Source organism: Pseudomonas sp. SIMBA_067 (assembly GCF_046534675.1).
GTDB classification, from domain to species: Bacteria; Pseudomonadota; Gammaproteobacteria; order Pseudomonadales; family Pseudomonadaceae; genus Aquipseudomonas; species Aquipseudomonas putida.
In genome coordinates this window covers 175,311-200,830 of record NZ_JAWRYH010000003.1, presented here as the reverse complement: position 1 = coordinate 200,830, position 25,520 = coordinate 175,311, and the positions used below count along the sequence as shown (strand labels likewise).

21 protein-coding genes are annotated in these 25,520 nt (G+C 62.8%); 11 read left to right on the top strand and 10 right to left on the bottom strand.

All coding sequences use genetic code 11. The annotated features are described in order from the left end of the window. Positions 1-112 precede the first annotated feature (112 nt). Positions 113-313, bottom strand: a complete 201-nt coding sequence (locus tag SB765_RS09335) for a hypothetical protein (RefSeq protein ID WP_410931233.1) — start codon at positions 311-313, stop codon at positions 113-115. Positions 314-852: 539 nt separating this feature from the next. Between SB765_RS09335 and pcaR the strand changes: the two genes are divergently transcribed. The 7 genes from pcaR to pcaC all read left to right on the top strand — a co-directional run bounded on the left by pcaR (position 853) and on the right by pcaC (position 8,844). Continuing rightward, positions 853-1,662, top strand: coding sequence for a pca regulon transcriptional regulator PcaR (gene pcaR / locus SB765_RS09330; protein ID WP_033732052.1), 810 nt, complete (start codon positions 853-855; stop codon positions 1,660-1,662). 326 nt (positions 1,663-1,988) lie between these two features. Further along, a complete protein-coding gene (locus tag SB765_RS09325) occupies positions 1,989-3,335 on the top strand; it encodes an MFS transporter (RefSeq protein WP_016498119.1) in 1,347 nt (448 codons plus the stop codon). 260 nt (positions 3,336-3,595) lie between these two features. Continuing rightward, on the top strand, positions 3,596-4,798 hold the full coding sequence (gene pcaF, locus SB765_RS09320; protein WP_016498120.1) for a 3-oxoadipyl-CoA thiolase: 1,203 nt from the start codon (positions 3,596-3,598) through the stop codon (positions 4,796-4,798). 185 nt (positions 4,799-4,983) lie between these two features. Then, positions 4,984-6,273, top strand: a complete 1,290-nt coding sequence (locus SB765_RS09315) for an MFS family transporter (protein WP_341796677.1) — start codon at positions 4,984-4,986, stop codon at positions 6,271-6,273. A gap of 9 nt (positions 6,274-6,282) precedes the next feature. Continuing rightward, entirely contained in the window at positions 6,283-7,635 is a 1,353-nt protein-coding gene (locus SB765_RS09310) for a 3-carboxy-cis,cis-muconate cycloisomerase (RefSeq protein WP_410931232.1), read from the top strand. Between the two features lie 11 nt (positions 7,636-7,646). Further along, entirely contained in the window at positions 7,647-8,438 is a 792-nt protein-coding gene (pcaD, locus tag SB765_RS09305) for a 3-oxoadipate enol-lactonase (RefSeq protein ID WP_410910917.1), read from the top strand. Positions 8,439-8,448: 10 nt separating this feature from the next. Further along, positions 8,449-8,844, top strand: coding sequence for a 4-carboxymuconolactone decarboxylase (pcaC, locus tag SB765_RS09300; RefSeq protein WP_016498124.1), 396 nt, complete (start codon positions 8,449-8,451; stop codon positions 8,842-8,844). Between the two features lie 113 nt (positions 8,845-8,957). Here pcaC and SB765_RS09295 read toward each other — a convergent pair whose 3' ends face one another. The 6 genes from SB765_RS09295 to ttgA form a co-directional block, all read right to left on the bottom strand. After that, on the bottom strand, positions 8,958-9,482 hold the full coding sequence (locus SB765_RS09295; RefSeq protein WP_341796674.1) for a DUF962 domain-containing protein: 525 nt from the start codon (positions 9,480-9,482) through the stop codon (positions 8,958-8,960). 131 nt (positions 9,483-9,613) lie between these two features. Then, positions 9,614-10,537 (bottom strand): LysR family transcriptional regulator, encoded by a 924-nt coding sequence (locus SB765_RS09290; protein ID WP_410910919.1) that lies wholly within the window; start codon positions 10,535-10,537, stop codon positions 9,614-9,616. 202 nt (positions 10,538-10,739) lie between these two features. Beyond that, positions 10,740-11,996, bottom strand: coding sequence for an OprD family porin (locus SB765_RS09285; protein WP_410931231.1), 1,257 nt, complete (start codon positions 11,994-11,996; stop codon positions 10,740-10,742). Between the two features lie 318 nt (positions 11,997-12,314). Continuing rightward, on the bottom strand, positions 12,315-13,769 hold the full coding sequence (locus SB765_RS09280) for an AdeC/AdeK/OprM family multidrug efflux complex outer membrane factor (protein ID WP_016498128.1): 1,455 nt from the start codon (positions 13,767-13,769) through the stop codon (positions 12,315-12,317). Next, positions 13,766-16,918 (bottom strand): multidrug efflux RND transporter permease subunit TtgB, encoded by a 3,153-nt coding sequence (gene ttgB, locus SB765_RS09275; protein ID WP_410910920.1) that lies wholly within the window; start codon positions 16,916-16,918, stop codon positions 13,766-13,768. The genes SB765_RS09280 and ttgB overlap by 4 nt, the downstream gene beginning before the upstream one ends. Before the next feature lie 3 nt (positions 16,919-16,921). Continuing rightward, on the bottom strand, positions 16,922-18,076 hold the full coding sequence (ttgA, locus tag SB765_RS09270; protein WP_341796671.1) for a toluene efflux RND transporter periplasmic adaptor subunit TtgA: 1,155 nt from the start codon (positions 18,074-18,076) through the stop codon (positions 16,922-16,924). Between the two features lie 257 nt (positions 18,077-18,333). Here ttgA and ttgR point away from each other — a divergent pair, with 257 nt between their 5' ends. Continuing rightward, positions 18,334-18,966 (top strand): efflux transport transcriptional regulator TtgR, encoded by a 633-nt coding sequence (ttgR, locus tag SB765_RS09265; protein ID WP_016488872.1) that lies wholly within the window; start codon positions 18,334-18,336, stop codon positions 18,964-18,966. A 99-nt stretch (positions 18,967-19,065) separates the two neighbouring features. Here ttgR and SB765_RS09260 read toward each other — a convergent pair whose 3' ends face one another. Then, the gene (locus SB765_RS09260) at positions 19,066-20,517 is read right to left on the bottom strand and encodes an MDR family MFS transporter (RefSeq protein WP_341796670.1); all 1,452 of its coding nucleotides are present in this window, start codon (positions 20,515-20,517) and stop codon (positions 19,066-19,068) included. Between the two features lie 362 nt (positions 20,518-20,879). On the opposite strand from SB765_RS09260, the gene SB765_RS09255 reads away from it, so the two are divergent. Beyond that, the gene (locus SB765_RS09255; RefSeq protein WP_016498133.1) at positions 20,880-21,749 is read left to right on the top strand and encodes an oxaloacetate decarboxylase; all 870 of its coding nucleotides are present in this window, start codon (positions 20,880-20,882) and stop codon (positions 21,747-21,749) included. Between the two features lie 252 nt (positions 21,750-22,001). Here SB765_RS09255 and SB765_RS09250 read toward each other — a convergent pair whose 3' ends face one another. Next, a complete protein-coding gene (locus tag SB765_RS09250; RefSeq protein WP_410931230.1) occupies positions 22,002-22,907 on the bottom strand; it encodes a LysR family transcriptional regulator in 906 nt (301 codons plus the stop codon). Between the two features lie 102 nt (positions 22,908-23,009). On the opposite strand from SB765_RS09250, the gene SB765_RS09245 reads away from it, so the two are divergent. Both SB765_RS09245 and SB765_RS09240 read left to right on the top strand, forming a co-directional pair. Then, positions 23,010-23,885, top strand: a complete 876-nt coding sequence (locus tag SB765_RS09245) for an MBL fold metallo-hydrolase (protein ID WP_410931229.1) — start codon at positions 23,010-23,012, stop codon at positions 23,883-23,885. 28 nt (positions 23,886-23,913) lie between these two features. Further along, positions 23,914-24,528, top strand: a complete 615-nt coding sequence (locus SB765_RS09240) for an NAD(P)-dependent oxidoreductase (protein WP_341796668.1) — start codon at positions 23,914-23,916, stop codon at positions 24,526-24,528. 36 nt (positions 24,529-24,564) lie between these two features. Here the strand turns inward: SB765_RS09240 and SB765_RS09235 are convergent, their stop codons facing one another. Then, positions 24,565-25,440 (bottom strand): LysR substrate-binding domain-containing protein, encoded by an 876-nt coding sequence (locus SB765_RS09235; protein ID WP_341796667.1) that lies wholly within the window; start codon positions 25,438-25,440, stop codon positions 24,565-24,567. Between the last annotated feature and the right edge of the window lie 80 nt (positions 25,441-25,520).

The window sequence follows — 25,520 nt, the reverse complement described above, 5'->3', positions numbered from 1 at the left end:
TCATTCAAACGGGCGTATGAAATTTGTGTAATTCCATTTCATCATCGGTCAGATGGTAAAGATCGACCGCGCCCGGGCTGGCCGGGCGACGACGCGCTGGCGTGGTCCAGGGTCAGGGATTGTCGCTGCGCAGTTCCTTTTCAATGCGTTCCAGTTCGTGGTTGAACGCCTGGTCGCGCACGCTGGCACGTTTGCGCCAAGGTTTGCGCTCTGGATCCGGTTGTGCGGCGTAAGTGGTGACTTCACCACCGTAAACATCCTTGTAACGTTCAGCCTGGCGCTCGAGTTCTGCGCGCAGTTCATCTTTCGTCACATGCAGTACCTGAATTAAGTGTGATGACTGTTGTTATGCATTGTGCAGCATGCACATGCCTCGCTGGCCGCAACGGCTAGATACAGCGGAAGGTTCCATTACTACGCTAGCGTCGGGGCCTGCGCAATCGATTATAGCAACCGATAATTCGCCGAACATCGTTATTTAACAGCCCTGACATCATCTGACGCAAGTAGTGGCAGGTGTCGGCAAACAGTTTGGACGTTTCGTACAAGTTTGAAAGGCATGGCGGATAGTTCGATGCAACGCCGGGGTGAGGCCCGAATGAAAAACGGCCTCGCCAAAAGGCGAGGCCGTTGCCTGGGGACTTCTACGGTGGGTACCTGACCAGTCTCTCCAAAGAAGCCACAAGTGGCAGGAGAAAGGTATAAGCAAAAGTGTCAGCGGTCAATTGCGATTATCGGCCGTTTGTTCGATAATCGCACGAACGGGCGTTTTTTTTGAGGTGTGCGATGAGTGACGAAACCCTGGTCAACGATCCGGTCAATCCAGAGCCGGCGCGACCCGCTTCGGCCGCCATGGCGCCGCCGATCGTGGCTTCCCCGGCCAAGCGCATCCAGGCGTTTACCGGCGATCCCGACTTCATGACCTCCCTGGCACGTGGCCTGGCCGTGATCCAGGCCTTTCAGGAGCGCAAGCGCCACCTGACCATCGCCCAGATCAGCCACCGCACCGAAATCCCTCGCGCAGCGGTGCGCCGTTGCCTGCACACGCTGATCAAGCTGGGTTACGCCACCTCCGACGGGCGTACCTATTCGCTGCTGCCCAAAGTATTGACGTTGGGGCATGCCTACCTGTCGTCGACGCCGTTGGCGATTTCTGCCCAGCCTTATCTGGACCGTATCAGTGACCAACTGCACGAAGCGGCCAACATGGCCACCCTCGAAGGCGACGACATTCTTTATATAGCCCGTTCGGCCACGGTGGAGCGGCTGATATCGGTCGACTTGTCGGTGGGCGGGCGCCTGCCGGCCTATTGCACATCGATGGGGCGCATCCTGCTGGCGGCGATGGACGACACCAGCCTGCGTGAATACCTGGAGCGTGCCGACCTGAAAGCGCGCACCAGCCGTACGCTGCATGACCCTGAGTCACTGTTCGCCTGCATCCAGCAGGTGCGCGCCCAGGGCTGGTGCGTGGTGGACCAGGAGCTGGAGCAGGGGCTGCGTTCGATTGCCGTGCCGATCTACGACGCGTCGGGGCAGGTGTTGGCGGCGCTGAACGTGAGCACCCATGTGGGTCGGGTGACGCGTAGCGAGCTGGAACAGCGCTTCCTGCCGATCCTGCTGGCGGCCAGCCGGGACCTTTGCCATCAGTTGTTTGGCTGAGATTGCAGGGGGGCGCCAAGCGGCCCCCTTTCACATTTAGAACAGGCAAAACGGTTTCTTGTGCGATAAACGCACAGTGTCGCTCCGGGCGAATTGCGCCACCGCCGCCCGCTGATTAATGTCTCTCGCAACGGTCGGCCAAGCCGACCGAACAAAAAATACAAGAGGCACTTACCATGAATACTGTCCACTTATTGCTGCGGCCGCACCCGCACGCAGTACCGTTGTATCCAGGCTGACGCAGGCCATATTCCCTAATCATCGTCCCCTGTACCGGTTGCCCGTGTGCAGTGGTCTGGCTGTGCCCTACATTCTGGATAACAACAATGAACCAAGCACAAAACAGCGTCGGCAAAAGCCTCGACGTCCAGTCATTCATCAACCAGCAGCCGCTGTCCCGCTACCAGTGGCGGGTCGTGTTGCTGTGCTTTCTGATCGTCTTCCTCGACGGCCTGGACACGGCCGCCATGGGCTTCATCGCCCCGGCGCTGTCGCAGGAGTGGGGCATCGACCGGGCCAGCCTTGGCCCGGTGATGAGCGCCGCATTGATCGGCATGGTGTTCGGTGCCCTGGGCTCCGGGCCGTTGGCTGACCGCTTCGGCCGCAAAGGTGTGCTGGTGGGCGCGGTGCTGGTGTTTGGCGGTTTCAGCCTGGCCTCGGCCTATGCCACCAACGTCGACCAGTTGCTGGTGCTGCGCTTCCTGACTGGCCTGGGCCTGGGTGCCGGCATGCCCAATGCCACCACGCTGCTGTCCGAATACACCCCCGAACGCCTCAAGTCGCTGCTGGTGACCAGCATGTTCTGCGGCTTCAACCTGGGCATGGCCGGTGGTGGCTTCATTTCCGCCAAGATGATCCCGGCCTATGGCTGGCACAGCCTGCTGGTGATCGGCGGCGTGCTGCCACTGCTGCTGGCGCTGGTGTTGATGGTGTGGTTGCCGGAGTCGGCGCGGTTCCTGGTGGTGCGCAACCGTGGTACCGACAAGATCCGCAAGACCCTCTCGCCCATTGCGCCGCAGGTGGTGGCCGAGGCGGGCAGCTTCAGCGTGCCAGAGCAAAAGGCCGTGGCCGCGCGCAGCGTGTTTGCGGTGATTTTCTCCGGCACTTATGGCCTGGGCACCATGCTGCTGTGGCTGACCTACTTCATGGGCCTGGTAATCGTCTACCTGCTGACCAGCTGGTTGCCAACCCTGATGCGTGATAGCGGCGCGAGCATGGAGCAGGCCGCATTCATCGGTGCGTTGTTCCAGTTCGGCGGCGTGCTGAGTGCCGTGGGTGTGGGCTGGGCCATGGACCGTTACAACCCACACAAGGTGATCGGCATTTTCTACCTGCTGGCAGGGGTGTTCGCCTACGCCGTGGGGCAGAGCCTGGGCAACATCACCGTGTTGGCCACGTTGGTGCTGATCGCCGGCATGTGCGTGAACGGCGCGCAATCGGCAATGCCGTCGCTGGCGGCACGCTTCTACCCGACCCAGGGCCGTGCCACGGGTGTATCGTGGATGCTGGGTATCGGCCGCTTTGGTGCGATTCTGGGGGCCTGGAGCGGCGCAACGCTACTGGGCCTGGGCTGGAACTTCGAGCAGGTGCTGACCGCGTTGCTGGTGCCTGCGGCGCTGGCGACCGTAGGTGTGATCGTCAAAGGGTTGGTCAGCCACGCCGACGCGACCTGAGAAGCGGGGGCCACTTTGTGGACCCTTCGCAGTACAAGGCTGCTCCTACAGGGAGCGGCCTTGTGTCGCGATAGGGCTGCGCAGCAGCCCGGCCTGCAGATAAGTAGCAGCGCAACAAATAGTTCGATAATCGCACAAATAGTCGATTATCGGATTGTAAGCCTACCGCTACTCTCCTTAATCTGAGCTCATCGAAGCACCCTGACCAGTAGCCTCCACACGTACCGCCGCGGCCCATGGCCAGTGGCAGGAGAAGCCTAATGCGCGACGTATTTATCTGTGACGCCATCCGCACCCCCATCGGCCGCTTCGGCGGCGCCCTGGCGGGTGTGCGTGCCGACGACCTGGCTGCCGTGCCGCTGAAAGCGCTGATCGAGCGCAACCCTGCGGTGCAGTGGGACCAGGTTGATGAAGTGTTCTTCGGCTGCGCCAACCAGGCCGGTGAAGACAACCGCAACGTGGCGCGCATGGCGCTGCTGCTGGCCGGCCTGCCGGAGAGCATCCCGGGCGTCACCCTGAACCGCCTGTGCGCATCGGGCATGGATGCCATCGGCACTGCCTTCCGCGCCATCGCCAGCGGCGAAATGGAGCTGGCGATTGCCGGCGGCGTCGAGTCGATGTCGCGCGCTCCGTTCGTCATGGGTAAGGCTGAAAGCGGCTATTCGCGCAACATGAAGCTGGAAGACACTACCATCGGCTGGCGCTTCATCAACCCGCTGATGAAGAGCCAGTACGGTGTGGACTCCATGCCGGAAACCGCCGATAACGTAGCCGATGATTACCAGGTTTCGCGCGCTGACCAGGACGCTTTCGCCCTGCGCAGCCAGCAGAAGGCTGCAGCCGCCCAGGCTGCCGGCTTCTTCGCCGAAGAGATCGTGCCGGTGCGCATTGCCCACAAGAAGGGCGAAACCATCGTCGAGCGTGACGAGCACCTGCGCCCGGAAACCACGCTGGAGGCGCTGACCAAGCTCAAGCCGGTCAACGGCCCGGACAAGACGGTCACCGCCGGCAACGCCTCGGGCGTGAACGACGGTGCTGCGGCGCTGATCCTGGCGTCGGCAGAAGCGGTGAAGAAGCACGGCCTGACCCCGCGTGCCCGGGTACTGGGCATGGCCAGCGGCGGTGTTGCACCACGGGTGATGGGCATTGGCCCGGTGCCGGCGGTGCGTAAACTGACCGAGCGCCTGGGTGTGGCGGTAAGTGATTTCGACGTGATCGAGCTCAACGAAGCCTTTGCCAGCCAAGGCCTGGCGGTGCTGCGTGAGCTGGGTGTGGCCGACGATGCGCCGCAGGTGAACCCTAATGGCGGCGCAATCGCCCTGGGGCACCCGCTGGGCATGAGCGGTGCGCGCCTGGTGCTGACTGCGCTGCATCAGCTGGAGAAAAGTGGCGGGCGCAAGGGCCTGGCGACCATGTGTGTGGGTGTCGGCCAAGGTCTGGCGCTGGCCATCGAGCGGGTTTGACCTGTACCGGCCCTATCGCGGGCAAGCCCGCTCCTACAAGGAACCACGCTCTCCCTGTAGGAGCGGGCTTGCCCGCGATAGGGCCGGTAGCTTCGACATAAGGCCAATTGCCAGCCAGATAGCGGAACGAGTGTGTTACCAGGTATGTCTAGACTTACCTAGGACCCTCCAGGAGTAAAACCTTCATGACCTCAACCTATTACACCGGCGAAGAACGCAGCAAGCGCATCTTCGCTATCGTCGGTGCCTCCTCAGGCAACCTGGTGGAATGGTTCGACTTCTACGTCTACGCCTTCTGCGCAATCTACTTCGCCCCGGCCTTCTTCCCCTCCGACGACCCTACCGTCCAGCTGTTGAACACGGCTGGTGTGTTCGCCGCAGGGTTTTTGATGCGCCCCATCGGTGGCTGGATCTTCGGCCGCCTCGCTGACCGCCATGGTCGCAAGAATTCCCTGATGATCTCGGTGCTGATGATGTGCTTCGGCTCCCTGATGATCGCCTGCCTGCCCACCTATGACAGCATCGGCACCTGGGCCCCGGCGCTGCTGTTGCTGGCCCGCCTGATCCAGGGCCTGTCGGTGGGTGGCGAATACGGCACCACCGCCACCTACATGAGTGAAGTGGCCCTGCGTGGGCAGCGTGGCTTCTTTGCCTCGTTCCAGTACGTCACCCTGATTGGTGGGCAGTTGCTGGCGGTGCTGGTGGTGGTGATCCTGCAGCAGTTGCTGACTGAGGATGAACTGCGTGCCTGGGGCTGGCGCATTCCATTCGTGGTAGGGGCCATCGCCGCGCTGATCTCGTTGATGTTGCGCCGCTCGCTGCACGAGACCAGCAGCGCCGAAACCCGCAACGACAAAGATGCAGGCACCATCAAGGGCCTGTTCCGCAACCATGCGGCGGCCTTCATCACCGTGCTTGGCTACACCGCCGGCGGCTCGCTGATCTTCTACACCTTCACCACCTACATGCAGAAGTACCTGGTCAATACCGCGGGTATGACGGCGAAAAACGCCAGCTACGTGATGACCGGCGCGCTGTTCCTGTTCATGGTGGTGCAGCCGTTCTTCGGCATGCTGTCCGACCGCATCGGCCGACGCAATTCGATGCTGCTGTTTGGCGCGCTCGGGACCTTGTGCACCGTGCCGCTGCTGATGGCGCTGAAAACAGTCACCAGTCCGTTCATGGCCTTCGTGCTGATCAGCCTGGCGTTGTGTATTGTCAGTTTCTACACCTCGATCAGCGGCCTGGTGAAGGCCGAGATGTTCCCGCCACAAGTACGTGCGCTGGGTGTAGGCCTGGCCTACGCAGTGGCCAACGCGGCATTTGGCGGCTCCGCCGAGTACGTGGCCTTGGGCCTGAAGACCCTGGGCATGGAAAACACTTTCTACTGGTACGTGACGGCCATGATGGCGATTGCCTTCCTGTTCAGCCTGCGCCTGCCGAGGCAGGCCGCGTACCTGCACCACGATGACTAAGGACGTGGCATGACCAACCAACTGTTCGACGCCTACTTCACCGCGCCGGCCATGCGCGAGATTTTCTCCGACCGTGGCCGCTTACAGGGCATGCTCGATTTCGAAGCCGCGCTGGCCCGTGCCGAAGCTGCTGCGGGGCTGGTCCCGCACAGCGCCGTGGCCGCCATCGAGGCGGCATGCAAGGCCGAGCGCTATGACGTGGGGGCGCTGGCCGATGCCATCGCAACCGCTGGCAACTCGGCAATCCCGCTGGTGAAGGCGTTGGGCAAGGTGATTGCCAGTGGCGTGCCCGAGGCCGAGCGCTATGTGCACCTGGGCGCCACCAGCCAGGACGCGATGGACACCGGTCTGGTGTTGCAGTTGCGCGATGCCCTCGACCTGATCGAAGCGGACCTGGGCAAACTGGCCGATACCCTGTCGCAGCAGGCCTTGAAGCACGCCGATACGCCAATGGTGGGCCGCACCTGGCTGCAACACGCTACCCCGGTGACCCTGGGCATGAAACTGGCTGGCGTGCTGGGGGCATTGACCCGCCACCGTCAGCGCCTGCAAGAGCTGCGCCCGCGCCTGTTGGTGCTGCAGTTCGGCGGCGCCTCGGGCAGCCTGGCCGCTCTGGGCAGCAAGGCGATGCCGGTGGCCGAGGCCCTGGCCGAGCAACTGAAGCTGACCCTGCCCGAGCAACCCTGGCACACCCAGCGTGATCGCCTGGTAGAGTTTGCCTCGGTGCTTGGCCTTGTGGCCGGCAGCCTGGGCAAGTTCGGCCGCGATGTCAGCCTGCTGATGCAAACCGAGGCGGGGGAGGTATTCGAGCCTTCCGCACCAGGCAAGGGCGGCTCTTCGACCATGCCACACAAGCGCAACCCGGTGGGCGCTGCGGTGCTGATCGGTGCCGCGACCCGCGTGCCGGGGCTGGTATCGACGCTGTTCGCCGCCATGCCCCAGGAGCACGAGCGCAGCCTGGGCCTGTGGCATGCCGAATGGGAAACCCTCCCGGACATCTGCTGCCTGGTCTCCGGCGCGCTGCGCCAGGCCCAGGTGATTGCCGAGGGCGTGGAAGTGGACGCAGCGCGCATGCGCCGTAACCTCGACCTGACCCAAGGGCTGGTGCTGGCAGAAGCGGTGAGTATCGTCCTGGCCCAACGCCTGGGCCGCGACCGTGCCCACCACTTGCTGGAACAATGCTGCCAGCGCGCCGTGGCCGAACAGCGCCACCTGCGTGCGGTGCTGGGTGATGACCCGCAGGTCAGTGCCGAGCTGTCTGCCGAAGAACTTGATCGCCTGCTCGACCCTGCCCATTACCTGGGCCAAGCCCGCGTCTGGGTCGCGCGCGCCGTATCCGAACATCAACATTTCACTGCCTGAAGGAGACTGCTGTGGCGCATTTGCAACTGGCCGATGGCGTTTTGAACTACCAGATCGATGGCCCGGAAAACGCCCCGGTGCTGGTCCTGTCCAACTCGCTGGGCACCGACCTGGGCATGTGGGACACCCAGATTCCGCTGTGGAGCCAGCACTTTCGCGTGCTGCGCTACGACACCCGTGGCCACGGCGCATCGTTGGTCACCGAAGGCCCTTACACCATCGAACAGCTGGGCGGTGACGTGCTCGCCCTGCTTGATGGCCTGGACATCCAGAAAGCGCATTTCGTCGGCCTGTCGATGGGTGGCCTGATCGGCCAGTGGTTGGGCATCAACGCCGGTGAGCGCCTGCACAGCCTGACCCTGTGCAACACCGCCGCCAAGATCGCCAGTGACGAGGTGTGGAACCCCCGTATCGACACCGTGCTCAAGGGTGGCCAGCAGGCCATGGTCGACCTGCGCGATGGCTCTATCGCCCGCTGGTTCACCCCGGGCTTCGTCCAGGCCCAGCCTGAGCAAGCCCAGCGCATTTGCCAGATGCTGGCGCACACCAGCCCGCAAGGTTATGCCGCCAACTGCGCAGCGGTGCGTGATGCCGATTACCGTGAGCAACTGGGCCGCATCCAGGTGCCCGCGCTGATCGTTGCTGGCACCGAAGACGTGGTCACCACCCCTGCACATGGCCGCTTCATGCAGGCCGGTATCAAAGGTGCCGAGTACGTCGACTTCCCGGCAGCGCACCTGTCCAACGTCGAAATCGGTGAGGCGTTCAGCCGCCGCGTGCTCGACTTCCTGCTGGCTCACTGAGGACAACGCCATGGATGAGAAACAACGTTACGACGCGGGCATGCAAGTGCGCCGTGCGGTACTTGGCGATGCCCACGTGGACCGTAGCCTGGAAAAGCTCAATGACTTCAACGGCGAGTTCCAGGAGATGATCACCCGCCACGCCTGGGGTGATATCTGGACCCGCCCCGGCCTGCCGCGCCATACCCGCAGCCTGATCACCATCGCCATGCTGATCGGCATGAACCGCAATGATGAACTGAAACTGCACCTGCGCGCCGCAGCCAACAATGGCGTGACCCGTGAAGAGATCAAGGAAGTGCTGATGCAGAGCGCGATCTATTGCGGCATCCCGGCGGCCAATGCCACGTTCCACTTGGCTGAGTCGGTGTGGGATGAACTAGGTGTAGAGTCTCGACAGCAGTAATGCCTGCACTGGCCCTATCGCCGGCAAGCCAGCTCCCACAGGGATTGCATTAGGCCTGAGGGCAGTGCACTCCCTGTGGGAGCTGGCTTGCAGGCGATAGGGCCATGGAATGTTTACATGACCGTATTCTTCTGACGCATGGCTACCGGGCCTGCGTTGTTTTCTACGGCGTGTTTCAGGTTCGGGCACAGGCCGAGCATGAATGCCGCTTCTGCCACCACGAACAGCGGCCCGATGATCAGCCCGCTGACATCGTCGACAAATGCAGGTTTGCGGCCTTCGTAGTAATGGCCGACGAACTGGATGATCCAGCCCACCAGGAATGCCCCCAGCCCGGCGCTGAGCCACAGTGTTGTCGTCTGTACTGCCAGCACCTGGCCGACCCACAAGCACAGTCCCAGCAACAGCCCCATCACCAGCCCGAAGCGCAGGTCCAGGCGCAGGTAAAACCACACCGAAGCCGCCGCTGCCAGCAGGGCAGGGGACAGCCACATGCCAACTATTTCCCAGCCTGGGCGTGACAGCAGGATGGTGACTGCCAACACGATCATCGGGATGCCTACGAAGTGGGTGGCGATGTTGCGTGGGTCGCGGTGGTAGCTGGCGTATTGGCTCAGGTGGTCGACGAGGGTTTTCATTGTTGTGCCTCCCTGGTGTGCCTGATCTAGGTGTATTGCCTGTACCGGCCCTTCGCGGGTGAACCCGCGAAAGGGCCGGCACTGGTAACCCATATAGCTCAGGATAGCCCGCAGCTACTACTATCATCAGCTCAGCGAATGGCAGCAGCCCGTACCGGCGTATCCAGCCCTACCAGTGTCTCGATCATCGCCCGCGCCGCCGGCGACAACCGGTAACCGCTACGGCTGACCACGCCGCAGCGCACGCTCAGTACCTCCAGCGCCGGCGGCAGGTTGCGCCAGTGCAGGCGCACCAGTGTGCCGGTGGCCAGGTCTTCGGCCACGGCCTCCTCGCTGGCCGTGCCAATGGCGTCGCTGGCCTGCACCACGCTGCGCAGTATCGCCAGGTGCTCGGTCTGCAGGTGCGGGATGAAGTCGCTGCGCCCGCTCAGGTTGGCCAGGCGCTTGCGCACGCCGGGGGCGAGCAGGGCGCTGGCCAGCGGGTAGCTGAACAGGTCGTTGGTCGACAGGCTGTCCTTGGCCAGCAACGGGTGGCCAGGCCGGCAGAAGAACAGGCCGGGCCGTGGCGACAGGGGCTCGGTGTGGAAATTGGGGTCGGCTTCGAACGGTCGGATATCGTCGACGAAAAACTCGATCTGTTCACGGCGCAGGGCCTGGCCCAGGCGTTCGGCATTATCTACCAGCAGCGAGGTGCGGATGCCCGGGTGGCGTTCGATGAAATGGCGCAAGGCGTCGGGGACCAGGCGCACGGCCAGCGCCGGGCCACTGCCGAAATGCAGCTCGCCGGCGTCGAGCTTGGTCATTTGCAGTACTTCGTTGCTCAGTTGCGCGGCACCCTGCACCAGGCGGCGGGCGTGCTGCAGTACCACCAGGCCCTCGGGGGTTGGCAGCAGGGCTTTGCTGGCGCGGTCCACCAGCGGGCAGCCGAACGTGTGTTCGAGGCCCTGGATGGCGCGGCTGAAGGCGGGTTGAGTGATGCCCATGGCCTCGGCGGCACGGACGAAACTGCGGTATTCGGTGAGGGCGATGAAGTAACGCAGCTGGCGGAGGTCCATGTCACGGCTCTGGGGCGGGGATCAGGGCCCTATTCAAGCTGTTACAGCTTATGTCGTCCAAGAAGGTTTATGGATTTGGTTATTTCTTTTGGTTATTTGCAAGGGCTTCTGGCCTCTTCGCGGGCATGCCCGCTCCCACAGGTAGGGCGCAGAATTCAAGGCTGGTGCAATCCCTGTGGGAGCGGGCGTGCCCGCGAAGCATTCAAAGGAGATTCAGCGGGTAACTCACGATCAGCCGGTTCTCGTCAAAGGCGTTGGTACTGAAGTCCCGGCGCATGGTGGAGTTGCGCCATTTCACCGACAGGTCCTTCAAGCTGCCCGACTGCACCACATAGGCCAGTTCGGTCTCGCGAGCCCATTCCTTGCCATCATCCACGCTGCCCACGGTGACGTTATCACCCTTGATGTAGCGGTTCATCAGGGTCAGCCCAGGCACGCCAACGGTAGCGAAGTTGAAGTCATGGCGCACTTGCCAGGAACGCTCCTTGGCATTGTCGAAGCTGGAGTTGTAGCTGTCGTTGGCCAGAGTGCCGCCGCTGGTACCGTTGACCCGCATCCAGGCGTCGTCGCCGCTGACCTTTTGCAGGCCGACGTAGAAGGTGTGGCCCTGGTAACGCGCCGAAAGCATGGCCGAGGCGGTGCGGTTATCCAGTTTGCCGGCGCGCTCTGCGCCGTCTTCCTTGCCGATGAAGTAGCCCAGGTTGGCGCCCAGGGTCCAGTCGCCCAGCGGCTGGCTGTGCGTCAGGTTGAGGTATTGCTGACGGTAGATGTCCTTGAGCTGGGCATCCCACAGGCCGATCATGGTGCGCTTGTCGTTGAAGGTGTACTCACCACCGCCGAAGTTGAAACGATCGGAGGTGAACGCGCCTTTGCCGTTCATCGACATGTCTTCCATGCTGGCGTCGTTGCGCGGGCTGTTACCGCGGAACTGCCCGGCGTACAGCGTCAGGCCGGCAATTTCCTTGGAGGTCAACTGGCCACCACGGAAGGTTTGCGGCAGCGAGCGGCCATCGTCCGAGCGCAGGATGGGCAGTACCGGCATCCATTCACCGACTTTCAGCTCGGTTTCGGACAACTTGGCTTTCAGTGCCACACCCAGGCGGCCGAAGTCATCGGCCGGGCGGCCGTCGTCATGCACGGGCAGCAGGTGTGTGTTGGTGGTGCCTTTGCCGCCGTCGAGCTTGACCGAGTACAGGCCCAGCACGTCCACCCCGAAACCGACGGTGCCTTGGGTGAAGCCGGAGCGGGCGTCAAGAATGAAGCTTTGCGTCCATTCTTCGGCCTTGCCCTGCGGGTTGGCCGGGTCGACGAAATTGCGATTGATATAGAAGTTGCGCAGGTTGAGGGTGGCCTTGGCGTCTTCCATGAAACCACCTTCGTTGGCGGCGAAGACGGGGAGGGCGCAGGACATGGCCAACAGGCCGGGCAGCAGCTGGCGTGCGGGTTGCAAAGTGCTCATCTGTCGTGGATCTCTTGTTTTTATGGGGCGAGCCGGTGCACTGCTGGATCAAGCCTGCAGGTGCGGGTCTTTTTTTTGATGAACTTGGGCAACGTTGCGTAAGCGGATGTTGCGGGGTAGTGCGGGGGTGAGGCAATTCGCCGCAAACGGAACGGGGCGATAATCGAACGGAATGTTCCAGCTGGTTAATTGTTTTGCTTTGACAGACGTTTCGCGGCGGTTCGATGCCTCGATGAACCCTTGCCTACGAGCCCTGCACTGGCAGCGACAAACAAAAAGCCCACCGTAAAGGTGGGCTCGATGCTGCTACAAACTCAATCAGCCTTTCGGTGCTTGCACCGATGCCTGCTGGTTGGCCTGCCCGGTCTGCTCATACCAGCCACCGCCGAGCGCCTTGTACAGATTGACCTCGCTGGTCAGCTGCGAAAGGCGGTCGGTAATCAGCGACTGTTGGGCGCTGAACAGGTTGCGCTGGGCGTCGAGGAAGGTCAGGTTGCTGTCGATCCCAATGCGGTAACGGCGCTCAGCCAGGCGGTAGTAATCCTGGTTCGCCTGCACCAGGTCGCGCTGGGCCTGCAGCTGCTCTTCGAAGGTCTTGCGCGCCGCCAGGCCATCGGAGACTTCCTGGAAGGCGGTCTGGATGGTTTTTTCGTACTTGGCGACGTTTATGTCCTTCTGGATCTTCGAGTAGTCCAGGCTGGCCTTCAGGCTGCCGGCGTTGAAGATCGGCAGGTTGATCTGCGGCTGGAACAGCCAGGTGCCTTGGCCACCGGCGAACAGGTGACCCATGTCGGGGCTCAGGCTGCCAGCGTTGGCGGTCAGGCTGATGCTCGGGAAGAACGCTGCACGGGCGGCACCAATGTTGGCATTGGCGGCCTTGAGCAGGTGCTCGGCTTCCTGGATGTCCGGGCGACGCTGGAGGATGTCCGACGGCAGGCCGGCCGGCACTTCGGCCAGCTGGTCGGCGTTGAGCTCCAGCGGCTTCGCCAGGTTGGCAGGAACGCCGGTACCCAGCAGCACGGTCAGGCTGTTGACGTCCTGGGCGACCAGGCGCTGGTACTGCGAGTACTTGACCCGGGCGCCTTCCACAGCGGTGCGCGCCTGGCTGACGTCGAGGGCAGAAGCCACGCCGACTTCATTGCTGCGACGGGTGAGGTTGTAGCTTTGCTCGTAGGTCTTAAGCGTTTCTTCGGTCAGCTTGAACAGGGCCTGGTCGGCCTGCCAGGTGTAGTAGGCGTTGGCCACGCTGGCCACCAGGGCGATTTGCGTGGAGCGACGCGCCTGCTCGCTGGACAGGTAGGTTTCCAGCGCCTGCTCGGTCAGGCTGCGCACACGGCCGAACAGGTCCAGCTCATAAGCGCTGACGCCCAAGGTGGCCGAGTACTGGCTGGTGATGCCAGATTCGCCGGTTTGCGACATGTTCGCCGGTACGCGTTGGCGGCTGCCGCTGCCGGTGGCCGAAACCGCCGGGAACAGGTCGGCACGCTGGATGCGGTACTGCGCGCGGTAAGCGTCGAGGTTCAGCGCCGCGACGCGCAGGTCGCGGTTGTTGACCAGCGAAGTCTGGATCAGCTGTTGCAGTGCCGGGTCGTGGAAGAACTGGCGCCAGCCCTGTTCGGCGGCAGCAACGTCTGCCGATTGCGTCGGCGAGTACGCAGGGCCTTGCGGCCACTGCGCTGCCACCGGCGCTTCCGGGGTCTGGTAGTCAGGGATCAGCGAGCAGCCGCCAAGAATGAAAGCGGTTACCGCCAGGGACAACAAAGACTTGGTCATTGCCCAGCCTCATAACGTGGAGTTTCAGGGGTGGCGTCTTTTTCCGGCTCTTTGCTGCCGAACAGCGACGACACTGCGACGAAGAACAGTGGTACCCAGAAGATAGCCAGCACGGTCGCACTGATCATGCCGCCGATCACACCTGTACCGATGGCGTGCTGGCTGCCGGCGCCGGCGCCGCTGGCGATGGTCAACGGTACCACGCCGAGGATGAACGCCAGCGAGGTCATGATGATCGGGCGCAGACGCATGCGGCACGCTTCGATCGCTGCGTCGTACAGGCTGCGGCCTTGCTCGTGCAGTTCCTTGGCGAACTCGACGATCAAAATGGCGTTTTTCGCCGCCAGACCGATGGTGGTCAACAGGCCGACCAGGAAGTACGTGTCGTTGGACAGCCCGCGCAGGCTGGTGGCGATCAGTGCACCGATGATACCCAGCGGTACTACCAGCACGACGGCGATCGGGATCGACCAGCTTTCATACAGTGCAGCCAGGCACAGGAACACGAACAGCACAGAGAGGGCGAACAGTGCCGGCATCTGCGAGCCGGAGAGTTTTTCCTCGTAAGACATGCCGGTCCAGGAGAAGCCGATACCGTCCGGCAACTCGCCTGCGATGCGTTCCACCTCGGCCATAGCATCACCGGTACTGTAGCCCGGGGCCGGAGCACCCAGGATTTCCATCGCCTCGACGCCGTTGTACCGGGACAGCTTGGGCGAACCGTACGTCCACTCGCCTTTGGCGAACGACGAGAACGGGACCATTTCGCCTGCACCGTTGCGCACGTACCACTTCTGCAGGTCTTCCGGGCTCATCCGCGCGTTTGGTTCGCCCTGGATGTACACCTTCTTGACTCGGCCACGGTCGATGAAGTCGTTGACATAGCTGGCACCCAGTGCAATCGACAGGGTGTTGTTGATGTCGGCAATGGTCACGCCCAAGGCGCTTGCACGTTCGTCATCGATAGTCAGCTGGTACTGCGGCTCATCGTTCAGGCCGTTCGGGCGCACGGCGCTGAGCACCTTGCTTTGTGCGGCCTTTGCCAGGAACTGGTTGCGCGCTTCCATGAGTTTGGCATGGCCGACACCACCGCGGTCCTGCAGGAACACGTCGAAGCCGGTAGCGTTACCCAGTTCGAGTACCGCAGGCGGCGCGAAGGCGAACACCATTGCGTCGCGGAAGGTGAAGAAGTGCTTCTGGGCACGTTCGGCCAGGGCGAACACACTGTTTTCCTTGGAGCGTTCACCCCACGGCTTGAGCATGATGAACGCCATGCCCGAGCTCTGGCCGCGGCCGGCGAAGTTGAAGCCGTTGACAGTGAACACCGATGCCACGGTGTCGGCCTCTTCCTTCAACAGGTACTCACGCATCTGGTCAACCACAACCTGCGTACGTTCGGCACTGGAGCCGGCCGGGGTCTGTACCTGGGCAAACAGTACGCCCTGGTCTTCTTCCGGGAGGAAAGCAGTAGGGATGCGGGTGAACAGCCAGATCATGCCGACCACGATCAGCGCGTAGCCGAGCAGGAACGGTACCTTGTTGCGCAGGATCGTGCCCACGCTGCGCTCGTAGCCGTTCACGCTGCGGTCGAAGTTGCGGTTGAACCAGCCAAAGAACCCGCCTTTGGCAGTGTGGTGCTCACCTTTCTTCAGCGGCTTGAGCATGGTGGCGCACAGTGCCGGGGTGAAGATAAGCGCTACCAGCACCGAGAGGCCCATGGCCGACACGATGGTGATGGAGAACTGCCGGTAGATCACACCTGTGGAACCACCGAAGAACGCCATGGGCAGCAGTACCGCCGACAGTACCAGGGCAATACCCACCAGGGCGCCCTGGATCTGTTCCATCGAACGTTTGGTCGCCTCCTTGGGCGGTAACCCTTCCTCGGACATGACCCGTTCGACGTTCTCCACCACGACGATGGCGTCGTCCACCAGCAAGCCGATGGCCAGGACCATGGCGAACATGGTCAGGGTGTTGATACTGAAGCCTGCGGCGGCAAGGATGCCGAACGTACCCAGCAACACCACCGGTACGGTCATGGTGGTGATGATGGTGGCGCGGAAGTTCTGCAGGAACAGGTACATCACCAGGAACACCAGGACCACGGCTTCGATCAGGGTGTGGATCACACCGCTGATCGATTCGGTGACCACCGGGGTGGTGTCGTACGGGAATACCGCTTTCACGCCAGGCGGGAAGAATGGTTCCAGGCCTTTGATGGTCTCGCGCAGTGCCTTGGCGGTGTCCAGCGCGTTGGCGCCGGTAGCCAGTTTTACGGCCAGGCCGGAAGCCGGCTTGCCGTTGAACTGGGCGCTGACCGCGTAGTTTTCACCGCCCAGGCCCACTTGCGCGACGTCACCCAGTCGTACCTGGGAGCCATCCTTGTTGACCTTGAGCAGGATCTTCTCGAACTGCTCGGCGGTTTGCAGGCGGGTCTTGCCGATGATGGTGGCGTTCAGCTGGGTACCAGGCAGGGCTGGCAGGCCGCCGAGCTGGCCGGACGAAACCTGCACGTTCTGCGCGGCCACGGCGGTCTTGACGTCGACCGGGGTCAGCTGGAACTTGTTCAGCTTGGCCGGATCGAGCCAGATACGCATGGCGTACTGCGCACCGAACACCTGGAAGTCACCCACACCCGCAGTACGCGAGATCGGGTCCTGCATGTTGGAGACGATGTAGTTGGCCAGGTCGTCCTTGGTCATGCTGCCGTCTTCGGACACCAGGCCGATCACCAGCAGGAAGTTTTTCACTGCCTTGGTGACGCGGATACCTTGCTGCTGCACTTCCTGCGGCAGCAATGGGGTGGCCAGGTTCAGCTTGTTCTGTACCTGGACCTGGGCGGTGTCGGGGTTGGTGCCTTGTTCGAAGGTGGCAGTAATGGTCATGCTGCCGTCGGAGTTGCTTTCCGACGACACATAACGCAGGTTGTCGATACCGTTGAGCTGCTGCTCGATCACCTGTACCACGGTGTCCTGCACGGTTTGCGCCGAGGCGCCCGGGTAGGTCACGGCGATGGCGATGGCCGGCGGCGCGATGCTGGGGTACTGGTTGATAGGCAGCTTCAGGATCGACAAGGCGCCGACCAGCATGATCACCAAGGCGATCACCCAGGCGAAGATCGGGCGATCGATAAAGAACTTCGACATGGTTTACTCCGCTTTGGCGTCTGCTTTCGCCGCGTTGGCCTGATCAGGGCTGCCCGGCTTCTTGACGTTGGTGGCTTCGCTGACCTTGACCTCGACGCCCGGGCGCACGTACTGCAGCCCTTCGGTGATCAGGCGGTCGCCTGGGTTGAGGCCTTCCTCGATCAGCCAGTCGCTGCCCAGGGTACGGCTGGCCTTCAGCTGGCGCAGTTCGACCTTGTTCTCCTGGTTGACCACCAGGGCGGTTGGGGCGCCTTTGAGGTCGCGCGTCACGCCCTGTTGCGGTGCCAGGATGGCTTGGCTGTTGACCCCGGCCTTGAGCCGCGCATGCACGAACATGCCTGGCAGCAGGGTGTGGTCCGGGTTGGGGAAGATGGCACGCAGGGTCACCGAGCCGGTGGTCTCGTCGACCGCCACTTCGGAAAACTCCAGGCGACCTTCCTGCTTGAACAGGCTGCCGTCTTCCAGTACCAGCTGAACCGATGCGGTGTTGGCGCCAGACTTCTGCAGTTGGCCGCTTTCCAGTTCACGTCGCAGCTTCAGCAGCTCGGCGGTGGACTGGGTGACGTCGACGTAGATCGGGTCGAGCTGCTGGATGGTGGCCATGGCGTTGGTCTGGCCATTGCTCACCAGCGCGCCTTCGGTAAACGACGAGCGGCCGATGCGACCACTGATGGGCGCCAGCACCTTGGTGTAGCGCAGGTCGATCTGGGCGCTTTTGAGCGAAGCATCGGCCTGCAATCGTTTGGCATTGGCGTCGTCGTATTCCTGCTTGGACACCGCCTGTTCGTCGATCAGCTGCTTGTAGCGCTCGGCCAGGGAGCGAGTAGCTTGCAAGTTGGCCTGGGCGTTGGCCAGGTTGGCTTCGTACACGGCAGGGTCGATCTGGTACAGCTGCTGGCCTTCCTTCACCTCACTGCCTTCCTTGAACAGGCGCTTGAGGATGATGCCGTTGACCTGCGGGCGCACTTCGGCGACCCGGTAGGCACTGGTACGCCCCGGCAGTTCCGAGGTCAGGGTGAAGGCTTGCGGCTGAAGGGTAACCACGCCGACCTGAGGAGCCTGCGCCGCTGGCGCTGCTTCTTCTTTCTTACAGCCACTGAGCAGGGTTGCCAGGGCGACGGCGGAAACCAGAGCGGTAACGGCTGGCTTGAATTGCATGAGGATCCTCGGGTCGCTGGAGCAGGGAGACGCTCAAGAGTAATGGAAGAGATCTTGATCTGGAAAAATTGCTATCCGGTGGATAAATAGCTTGCTAAGGAATATACTTACATTCATGGTTGTTTGTAAATACCGCTGGGTTGTACTCAGGTACTGCCACAGCTCTTGATTAGCTCATCCGCGAGGTTCCCTGCAGAGGAGCCCCGGAGCGTCCCCCGCACGCGCCGCGCGTTCGGGCCAGATGAGGTTGTACTGCCATGGTCCGTCGAACCAAAGAAGAAGCCCAGGAAACCCGCGCCCAGATCATCGAGGCGGCGGAAAAGGCCTTCTACAAGCGCGGGGTTGCGCGAACCACCCTGGCCGACATCGCCGAGCTGGCGGGTGTGACGCGCGGGGCGATCTACTGGCATTTCAACAACAAGGCAGAGCTGGTGCAGGCGTTGCTCGACAGCCTGCACGAAACCCATGACCACTTGGCGCGGGCGAGTGAAAGCGAGGACGAAGTCGACCCGCTTGGCTGCATGCGCAAGCTGCTGTTGCAAGTGTTCAACGAGCTGGTGCTCGATGCCCGAACCCGGCGTATCAATGAAATCCTGCATCACAAGTGCGAGTTCACCGATGACATGTGTGAAATTCGCCAGCAGCGCCAGGGCGCAGTGCTGGATTGCCACAAGGGCATTGCCCTGGCGTTGGCCAATGCGGTTCGCCGGGGCCAGTTGCCTGGCGAGCTGGACGTGGAGCGCGCGGCGGTGGCCATGTTTGCCTATGTCGATGGCCTGATCGGGCGCTGGTTGTTGCTGCCGGACAGTGTCGATCTGTTGGGTGATGTCGAAAAATGGGTCGACACCGGGCTGGATATGCTGCGCTTGAGCCCGGCGCTGCGCAAATGACACTTTGTTAAGGATTGTGAGGGAGTGTTTCCCGTCTGTATTAACAGAGGATTAATACTTCCGGGGTGCCCTGAACGAAGCACAGGAACAGCGCACCCTTCAGCGGCCGCGTAATTGCCGGTCGGGCAGCGCAAATGCCGCAAACACCCCCAGCACCGCAACCAGTGCACTCCCCATCAGCAAATGCCGGAACGTCTCCGTCAACCGGCCCTGCGTCACCAGGTCCACCTCCCCGGCCTTCAGGCTCCCCAGCAATGGATTCCCCAGCATTTCGAACCCGCCTTGGTGCAGCAGCGCCAGCAGCAGGCTGGACATGCAGGCCACGCCCATCGCCCCGCCCAGCGAACGGAACAGGTTGGTGGTGCTGGTGGCCACCCCGATGTCCTTGCTGTCCACCGCGCTTTGCGTGCCCACCAGCGATGTCGGGAACTGCAACCCGCAGGCAATGCCGGTCAGCAGCATGAACAATGCACTGAGCCACCCAGACTGCGGCGGGGTCAGCGCCATGGCAAAAATGGCCACTGGCATCAGCAGTGCGCCCGCCAGAATCTGCGGCTTGTAGCGCCCGGTGCGGCTGGTCATGCGCCCGCCGGTGAAGGCGCCCAGGGGCAGCCCCATCGCCAGTGGCAGCAGGTGCAGGGCGGCGCTGTCGGCACCGGCGCCGGTGATGCCCTGGTAGCGCAACGGCATGAGCATGGTCAGCGAAATCGACTGGAAGCTGGCGAAAAAGATCACGCCCCAGCACAGCACCGCCACCCGGTTGCCGAACAGGCCCAAGGGCAGCAGCGGCTCCGGGCAGCGGCGCTCATGAACGATGAACAGCGCCAGGCCAAGCACGGCGCAGGCGAACAGGGCCACTACGGCCGGGTCAACCCAGGCGTGGCCCTGGCCGACCAGGGTGATGCCCAGTAACAGGCTGCCCAGGCCGAGGATCAGCAGCACGGCGCCGAGGTAGTCCACCTGTGCCTCGCGGCGCTGCGCCGGCATGCCGCCCAGGGCCCGGTGGATCGCCCACAAGGCAACCAGCCCCAGCGGCAGGTTGATCCAGAACACCCAGCGCCATGACAGGTACTCGGTCAACCATCCTCCCAGCACCGGCCCGGCGACACTCGCCACTGCATACATGCTGCTGAAATAGCCCTGGTAGCGGCCGCGTTCACGCGGGGGCACGAAGTCGCCGATGATTGCCTGGCTGACCGAAACCATGCCGCCCGCGCCAATGCCCTGCAGTACCCGGGCCAGCACCAGTTGCTGCATGTCCTGGGCCAGGGCGCAGGCGATCGAGGCCAGGGTGAACAGGCTGATGCCGGTCAGGATCATCCGCCGCCGCCCGTAGAGGTCACCCAGCTTGCCGTAAATCGGCACGGCCACGGTCATGGCCACCATGTAGCCGGAGATGACCCACGCCAGCAGGCCGACATCGTTGAACTGAGCCGAGATCGCGGGCAGCGAAACGGCGACGATGGTCTGGTCCAGTGCGCCAAGGAAGATCGCCAGCATCAGGGCGGTCAGCACATTGCGCAGTGTGGTGGGGGGCAGGGCGGCGGTCACGGGAATACCTTGTTTGTCTGTGGCGGCCTCTTCGCGGGCAAGTCGGATTGTAACCTGAGTTAGGTAGCTTCCTATGTACTATCTGCATCCCCTATGCCGAATCGGCATTGGCGCATTCATCCAGTGCAGCATGGCTGCGTGATATCGTTGGTATGCCACAGGGGCTGAAATCCGGGGCTTGCACCAGCTTGGTGCAACAATATGCCGCAGGTTTTTCAGCCCGCTGTCTCCCACACCTTTTATTCCTCTGCCTGCATGTCGAGCATGACCGCCCAGATGGCGACGGTTGGAACAGGTCAGGTAGACCCGATTACAGGGGTCGGTAGTTACCGTTCAAATTTCAACTTATTTGCGGAGTGATCATGCCCAAGGCTTCCCATCAAGATCTGCGTTTTGCCTTCCGCGAACTGCTCGCTTCAGGTTCCTGTTACCACACGGCATCGGTGTTCGACCCGATGTCGGCACGCATTGCCGCAGACCTGGGCTTCGAGGTCGGCATCCTGGGGGGGTCTGTCGCTTCGTTGCAGGTACTGGCCGCGCCGGACTTCGCCCTGATTACCCTCAGCGAGTTCGTCGAGCAGGCCACCCGTATTGGCCGGGTAGCGCAATTGCCCGTGCTGGCTGATGCCGACCACGGCTACGGCAACGCGCTGAACGTGATGCGCACGGTGATCGAACTGGAGCGCGCCGGCGTGGCCGGGCTGACCATCGAGGACACCTTGCTGCCTGCCCAGTTCGGGCGCAAGTCCACTGACCTGATCCCGGTCGAGGAAGGCGTTGGCAAGATTCGTGCGGCGCTGGAGGCACGGGTCGATTCGTCGTTGTCGATCATCGCCCGCACCAACGCTGGCGTGCTCACCACCGAAGAAATCATCGTGCGCACCCAGAGCTACCAGAAGGCCGGTGCCGATGGCATCTGCATGGTGGGCGTGAAGGACTTCGAGCAGCTCGAGCAGATTGCCGAGCACCTGACGGTGCCGCTGATGCTGGTCACCTATGGCAACCCCAACCTGCATGACGATGAACGCCTGGCGCGCCTGGGTGTGCGTATCGCAGTCGACGGCCATGGCGCCTACTTCGCTGCGATCAAGGCCACTTACGATTGCCTGCGCTTGCAGCGTGGCAAGCAGAACAAGTCGGAAAACCTGAGCGCCACCGAACTCTCGCACACCTACACCCAGCCCGAGGATTACATCCGCTGGGCCAAGGAATACATGAGCGTCGAAGAGTGACCGGCAGGGCGCCGTCAACTCAACGGACGGCGCTCAAGGTTGCAGTGTGAGGCACGCAATGTGCCTGCTCGCAGCTGGCTGCGGCGCTGGGCTGGCTGCGTAGCAGCTCGGCGCGCCAGCAGGCAGAACCGTACAGCCCTGCGACGGCCGTCAGGGCCATGACGAGGGCGACTCTTCTGGACTTGATGCCCATGGTACTCACCTCCTGTTACAGCGCTAGGTGATACCTTCCAGCTTAGGCCAATTCAAGCGTCACAGATGCCGATCCCACTCCGGTTCGTCCTTGAACCGCTGCACCAGAAAGTCCAGCATGCTGCGCAAGGTCGCCGGCATGTGCTTGCGCGACGTATAAACCGCATTCAGGTTCAGTGTACGCGGCTGCGCTTCGGGCAGCAGGCGCACCAGTTCGCCCCTGCGCAGGGCGTCGGCGGTCTGGTAGCTCGGCAGCATGGCGATGCCAGCGCCGGCCAGTGCCGCCTTCTGCAATGTCATCGCTTCGTTGGCGCTGATGTTTCCCGCGACCGGCACGGCGACCGGCTGGCCGGCTACCTTGAAATGCCAAAGGCTATGGCCGAAATAGGCATGGGTCAGGCAGTTGTGCCGGCTCAGGTCCTCGACCCGTTGCGGCACGCCGTGCTCGCTCAGGTAGGCCGGGGACGCGCACACCACCGAGCGGCACACGCTCAGGCGCCGGGCGATCAGGTTGGGGTCCAGCTCGTTGCTGGTGCGGATGGCCAAGTCGATGCGCTCATCCACCAGGTTGACGGTGCGATCGAGCATTTGCAGTTCCACCTTCACCCCAGGATAGCGCCGCACATAGGCAGCCACCGCGTCCACCAGCTGTGCCTGGCCGAACGAGGTGCTGACGCTGATGCGCAGCGCGCCTTTTGGCGCGTCATCCGGCTGCTGCACTGCGGCCTGCAGGTCGCCGGCCAGTTCCAGCAGTTGCCGGCAGCGGGGCAGGGTTTCCTGGCCGGCTGCGGTGAGGCTGAGTTTGCGAGTGGTGCGCTGCATGAGCCGCGCGCCAACCCAGTCCTCCAGCTCTGCCAGGTAACGCGACACCACGGGGCGAGACAGCTGCAGATGGTCTGCCGCTGCTGACTGGCTGCCCAGGTCGACGACGGTGACGAAAACGCGCATGGCGTTGAGACGGTCCATGATTTGCCCGGTTTTAGAAACAAACTATGTTCGAGCATCGCATTTTTTGCGACGGATCGGGCAACTAAGCTGTTGGGCATCGTTCAACTGAAGGCCTTGCCCATGTCCCTGTTCACCCCCCTGCGTGGCCTGCTACTGGCCTGCGTGACTCTGGCCGGCCCGGCGCTGGCTGCCGAACCGTTGCAACTGGACGTCTACAACCCCGGGTACGCGGCCATTTTCCCGGTCAGCTCGGTGATTGTCAGTGGCGAGCACGATGCCGTGCTGGTCGATGCCCAGTTCGGCAAGGCCCAAGCCCAGCAACTGGTGCAGCGCCTGCAGGCTGGCGGCAAACACCTGACCACCATCTACATCAGTCACGGCGACCCGGACTATTACTTTGGCCTGGACACCCTGACCCAGGCCTTCCCCGACGCCAAGGTGCTGGCCTCTGCCGCCACGGTTGCGCATATTCGCCAGACCATGGATGCCAAGCTGGCGTACTGGGGGCCGCAGATGGGGGCAGACAAACCGGCGCGACTGGTGGTGCCGCATGTGCTCGAAGGCCAGCGCCTGACTCTGGAAGGGCAAGCCCTCGACGTGGTTGGCCTGGACGGCCCGCAGCCAGACCGCAGCTTCGTGTGGATCCCGTCAATCAAGGCGGTGGTGGGTGGCGTGGTGGTGGCCGAGAACATTCATGTGTGGATGGCCGATACTCAATCGGCCAAGTCGCACGCCGACTGGCTTGGCACATTGGCGCATATCGAAGCGCTGGGGCCACGCACGGTCATCCCTGGGCACTACCTGGGAGACAGCAGCCGTTCACTGAAAGCTGTTCGCTTCACTGCAGACTACATTCGTGGGTTCGATGCTGAAACCGCCAAGGCGAAAGACGCCAACGCGCTGATCGAGGCCATGAAGCAGCGTTACCCGGGCCTGGCCGATGAAAGCTCGCTGGAGCTCGGGGCCAAGGTCGCCAAGGGCGAGATGAAGTGGTAATTCCGTTCAATTGATGGAGAGTGTTCCCATGAGCAAGATCGCAATCATCGGTGCCACTGGCCGCGCTGGTAGCCAGTTGCTGGAAGAAGCCCTGCGCCGTGGCCACAGTGTGCTGGCCATCGCCCGCGACCCTTCGCCACTGCAGGGGCGTGAAGGGGTGACCGTCAAGGCGCTGGATGCCAAGGACAGTGCCGCCCTGCAAGCGGCGGTAACGGGTGTGGACGTAGTGGTGAGCGCGGCGCATTTCTCGACCATCGAGCCGCATGCCATCATCGAGCCGGTCAAGCGGGCCGGGGTAAAGCGCCTGCTGGTGGTGGGGGGTGCCGGCAGCTTGTTGCTGCCGTCGGGGCATCGGGTGATCGATAGCCCGGACTTCCCGGAAGCCTACAAGGCCGAGGCCACGGCCGGGGTACGTTTTCTGGAAGCGTTGCAGCGCGACCCGAACCTGGACTGGACCTTCCTCTCGCCGTCGGCGGAGTTTGTTGAAGGTGAGCGCAGCGGGCGCTACAAAGTGGGCAAGGATCATCTGCTGATCGGTGCGGATGGCAAAAGCTGGATCACCTTTGCCGACTATGCGATTGCCATGCTCGACGAGCTGGAAAAGCCGGCGCATTCGCGGCAGCGGTTTACCGTCGGGTATTGAGTCGCCTGCTTCGCGGGCGCGCCCGCGAAGAGACCCTTATTGGCTAGCCTGGCTCTCCAGCCAGTCCAGTAACTCCACCAACCCCGGCGGCAAGCTTCTGGCCTGGCTCACCAGGTAATACCCTTTCCCGGTCACCACCTTCAGCGCAAACGGCATGCACAGCCGCCCCCCGCGCAAGTCATCGCCAATCAGCGACCAGTCGCCGATGGCCACGCCTGTCCCCTGCGAGGCCATGGCCATCGCCATGTCCAGTGTCTCGAAATGCTGCTTCGGCCCATGAGTGGCCAACGTCACCCCAGCGGCCTGTAGCCACAATTGCCAGTCATGTTCATCCCGCGAGGGGTGCAGTAGCATGTGTCGCGCCAGGTCTTCCACCTGGCGCAACGGTATCGGCCCCTCACGCAGCGAGGGGGCGCACACTGGCGTAAGTTGTTCATCGAACAGCTTGCGCACCTGCAGCCCGTGGTTCGGCGCATCGCCGTAGACCACCGCCGCATCGAAGCCCTCGCGACGAAAATCCACCCCATGCTGCACCGTGGTGGTCAATTCCACCGGTACATCCGGGCGCAGTGCCTGCCATTCCATCAGGCGCGGTAGCAGCCAGCGCATCACGCACGTCGGGGCCTTGAGCTGCAAGGTCGTGCTGCGCCCACCCACTTCACGCACGCCTTGCTCGATGAGCGCGAACACCTGCTGCACCCGAGGCAGCCAGTCCTGCCCTTCACGGGTCAGGCTAAGCCCGCGGGCCTGGCGCTGGAACAGGGCATAACCCAGGTGCTCTTCGAGGGCGGCGATCTGGCGGCTGACGGCGCCTTGGGTGATGTGCAGCTGTTGCCCTGCACGGGTGAAGTTGCAGTGCTGGGCGGTGACCAGAAAGGTGTGCAGGGCGGGCAGGGGCGGGAGGCGTTTCATCGCACTAAGCCATGATGACAGGACATGGCTAGTATGTGTTTTTTTGCATTGTGGCGATAGCCGTGGCTTGGGTCCAATAA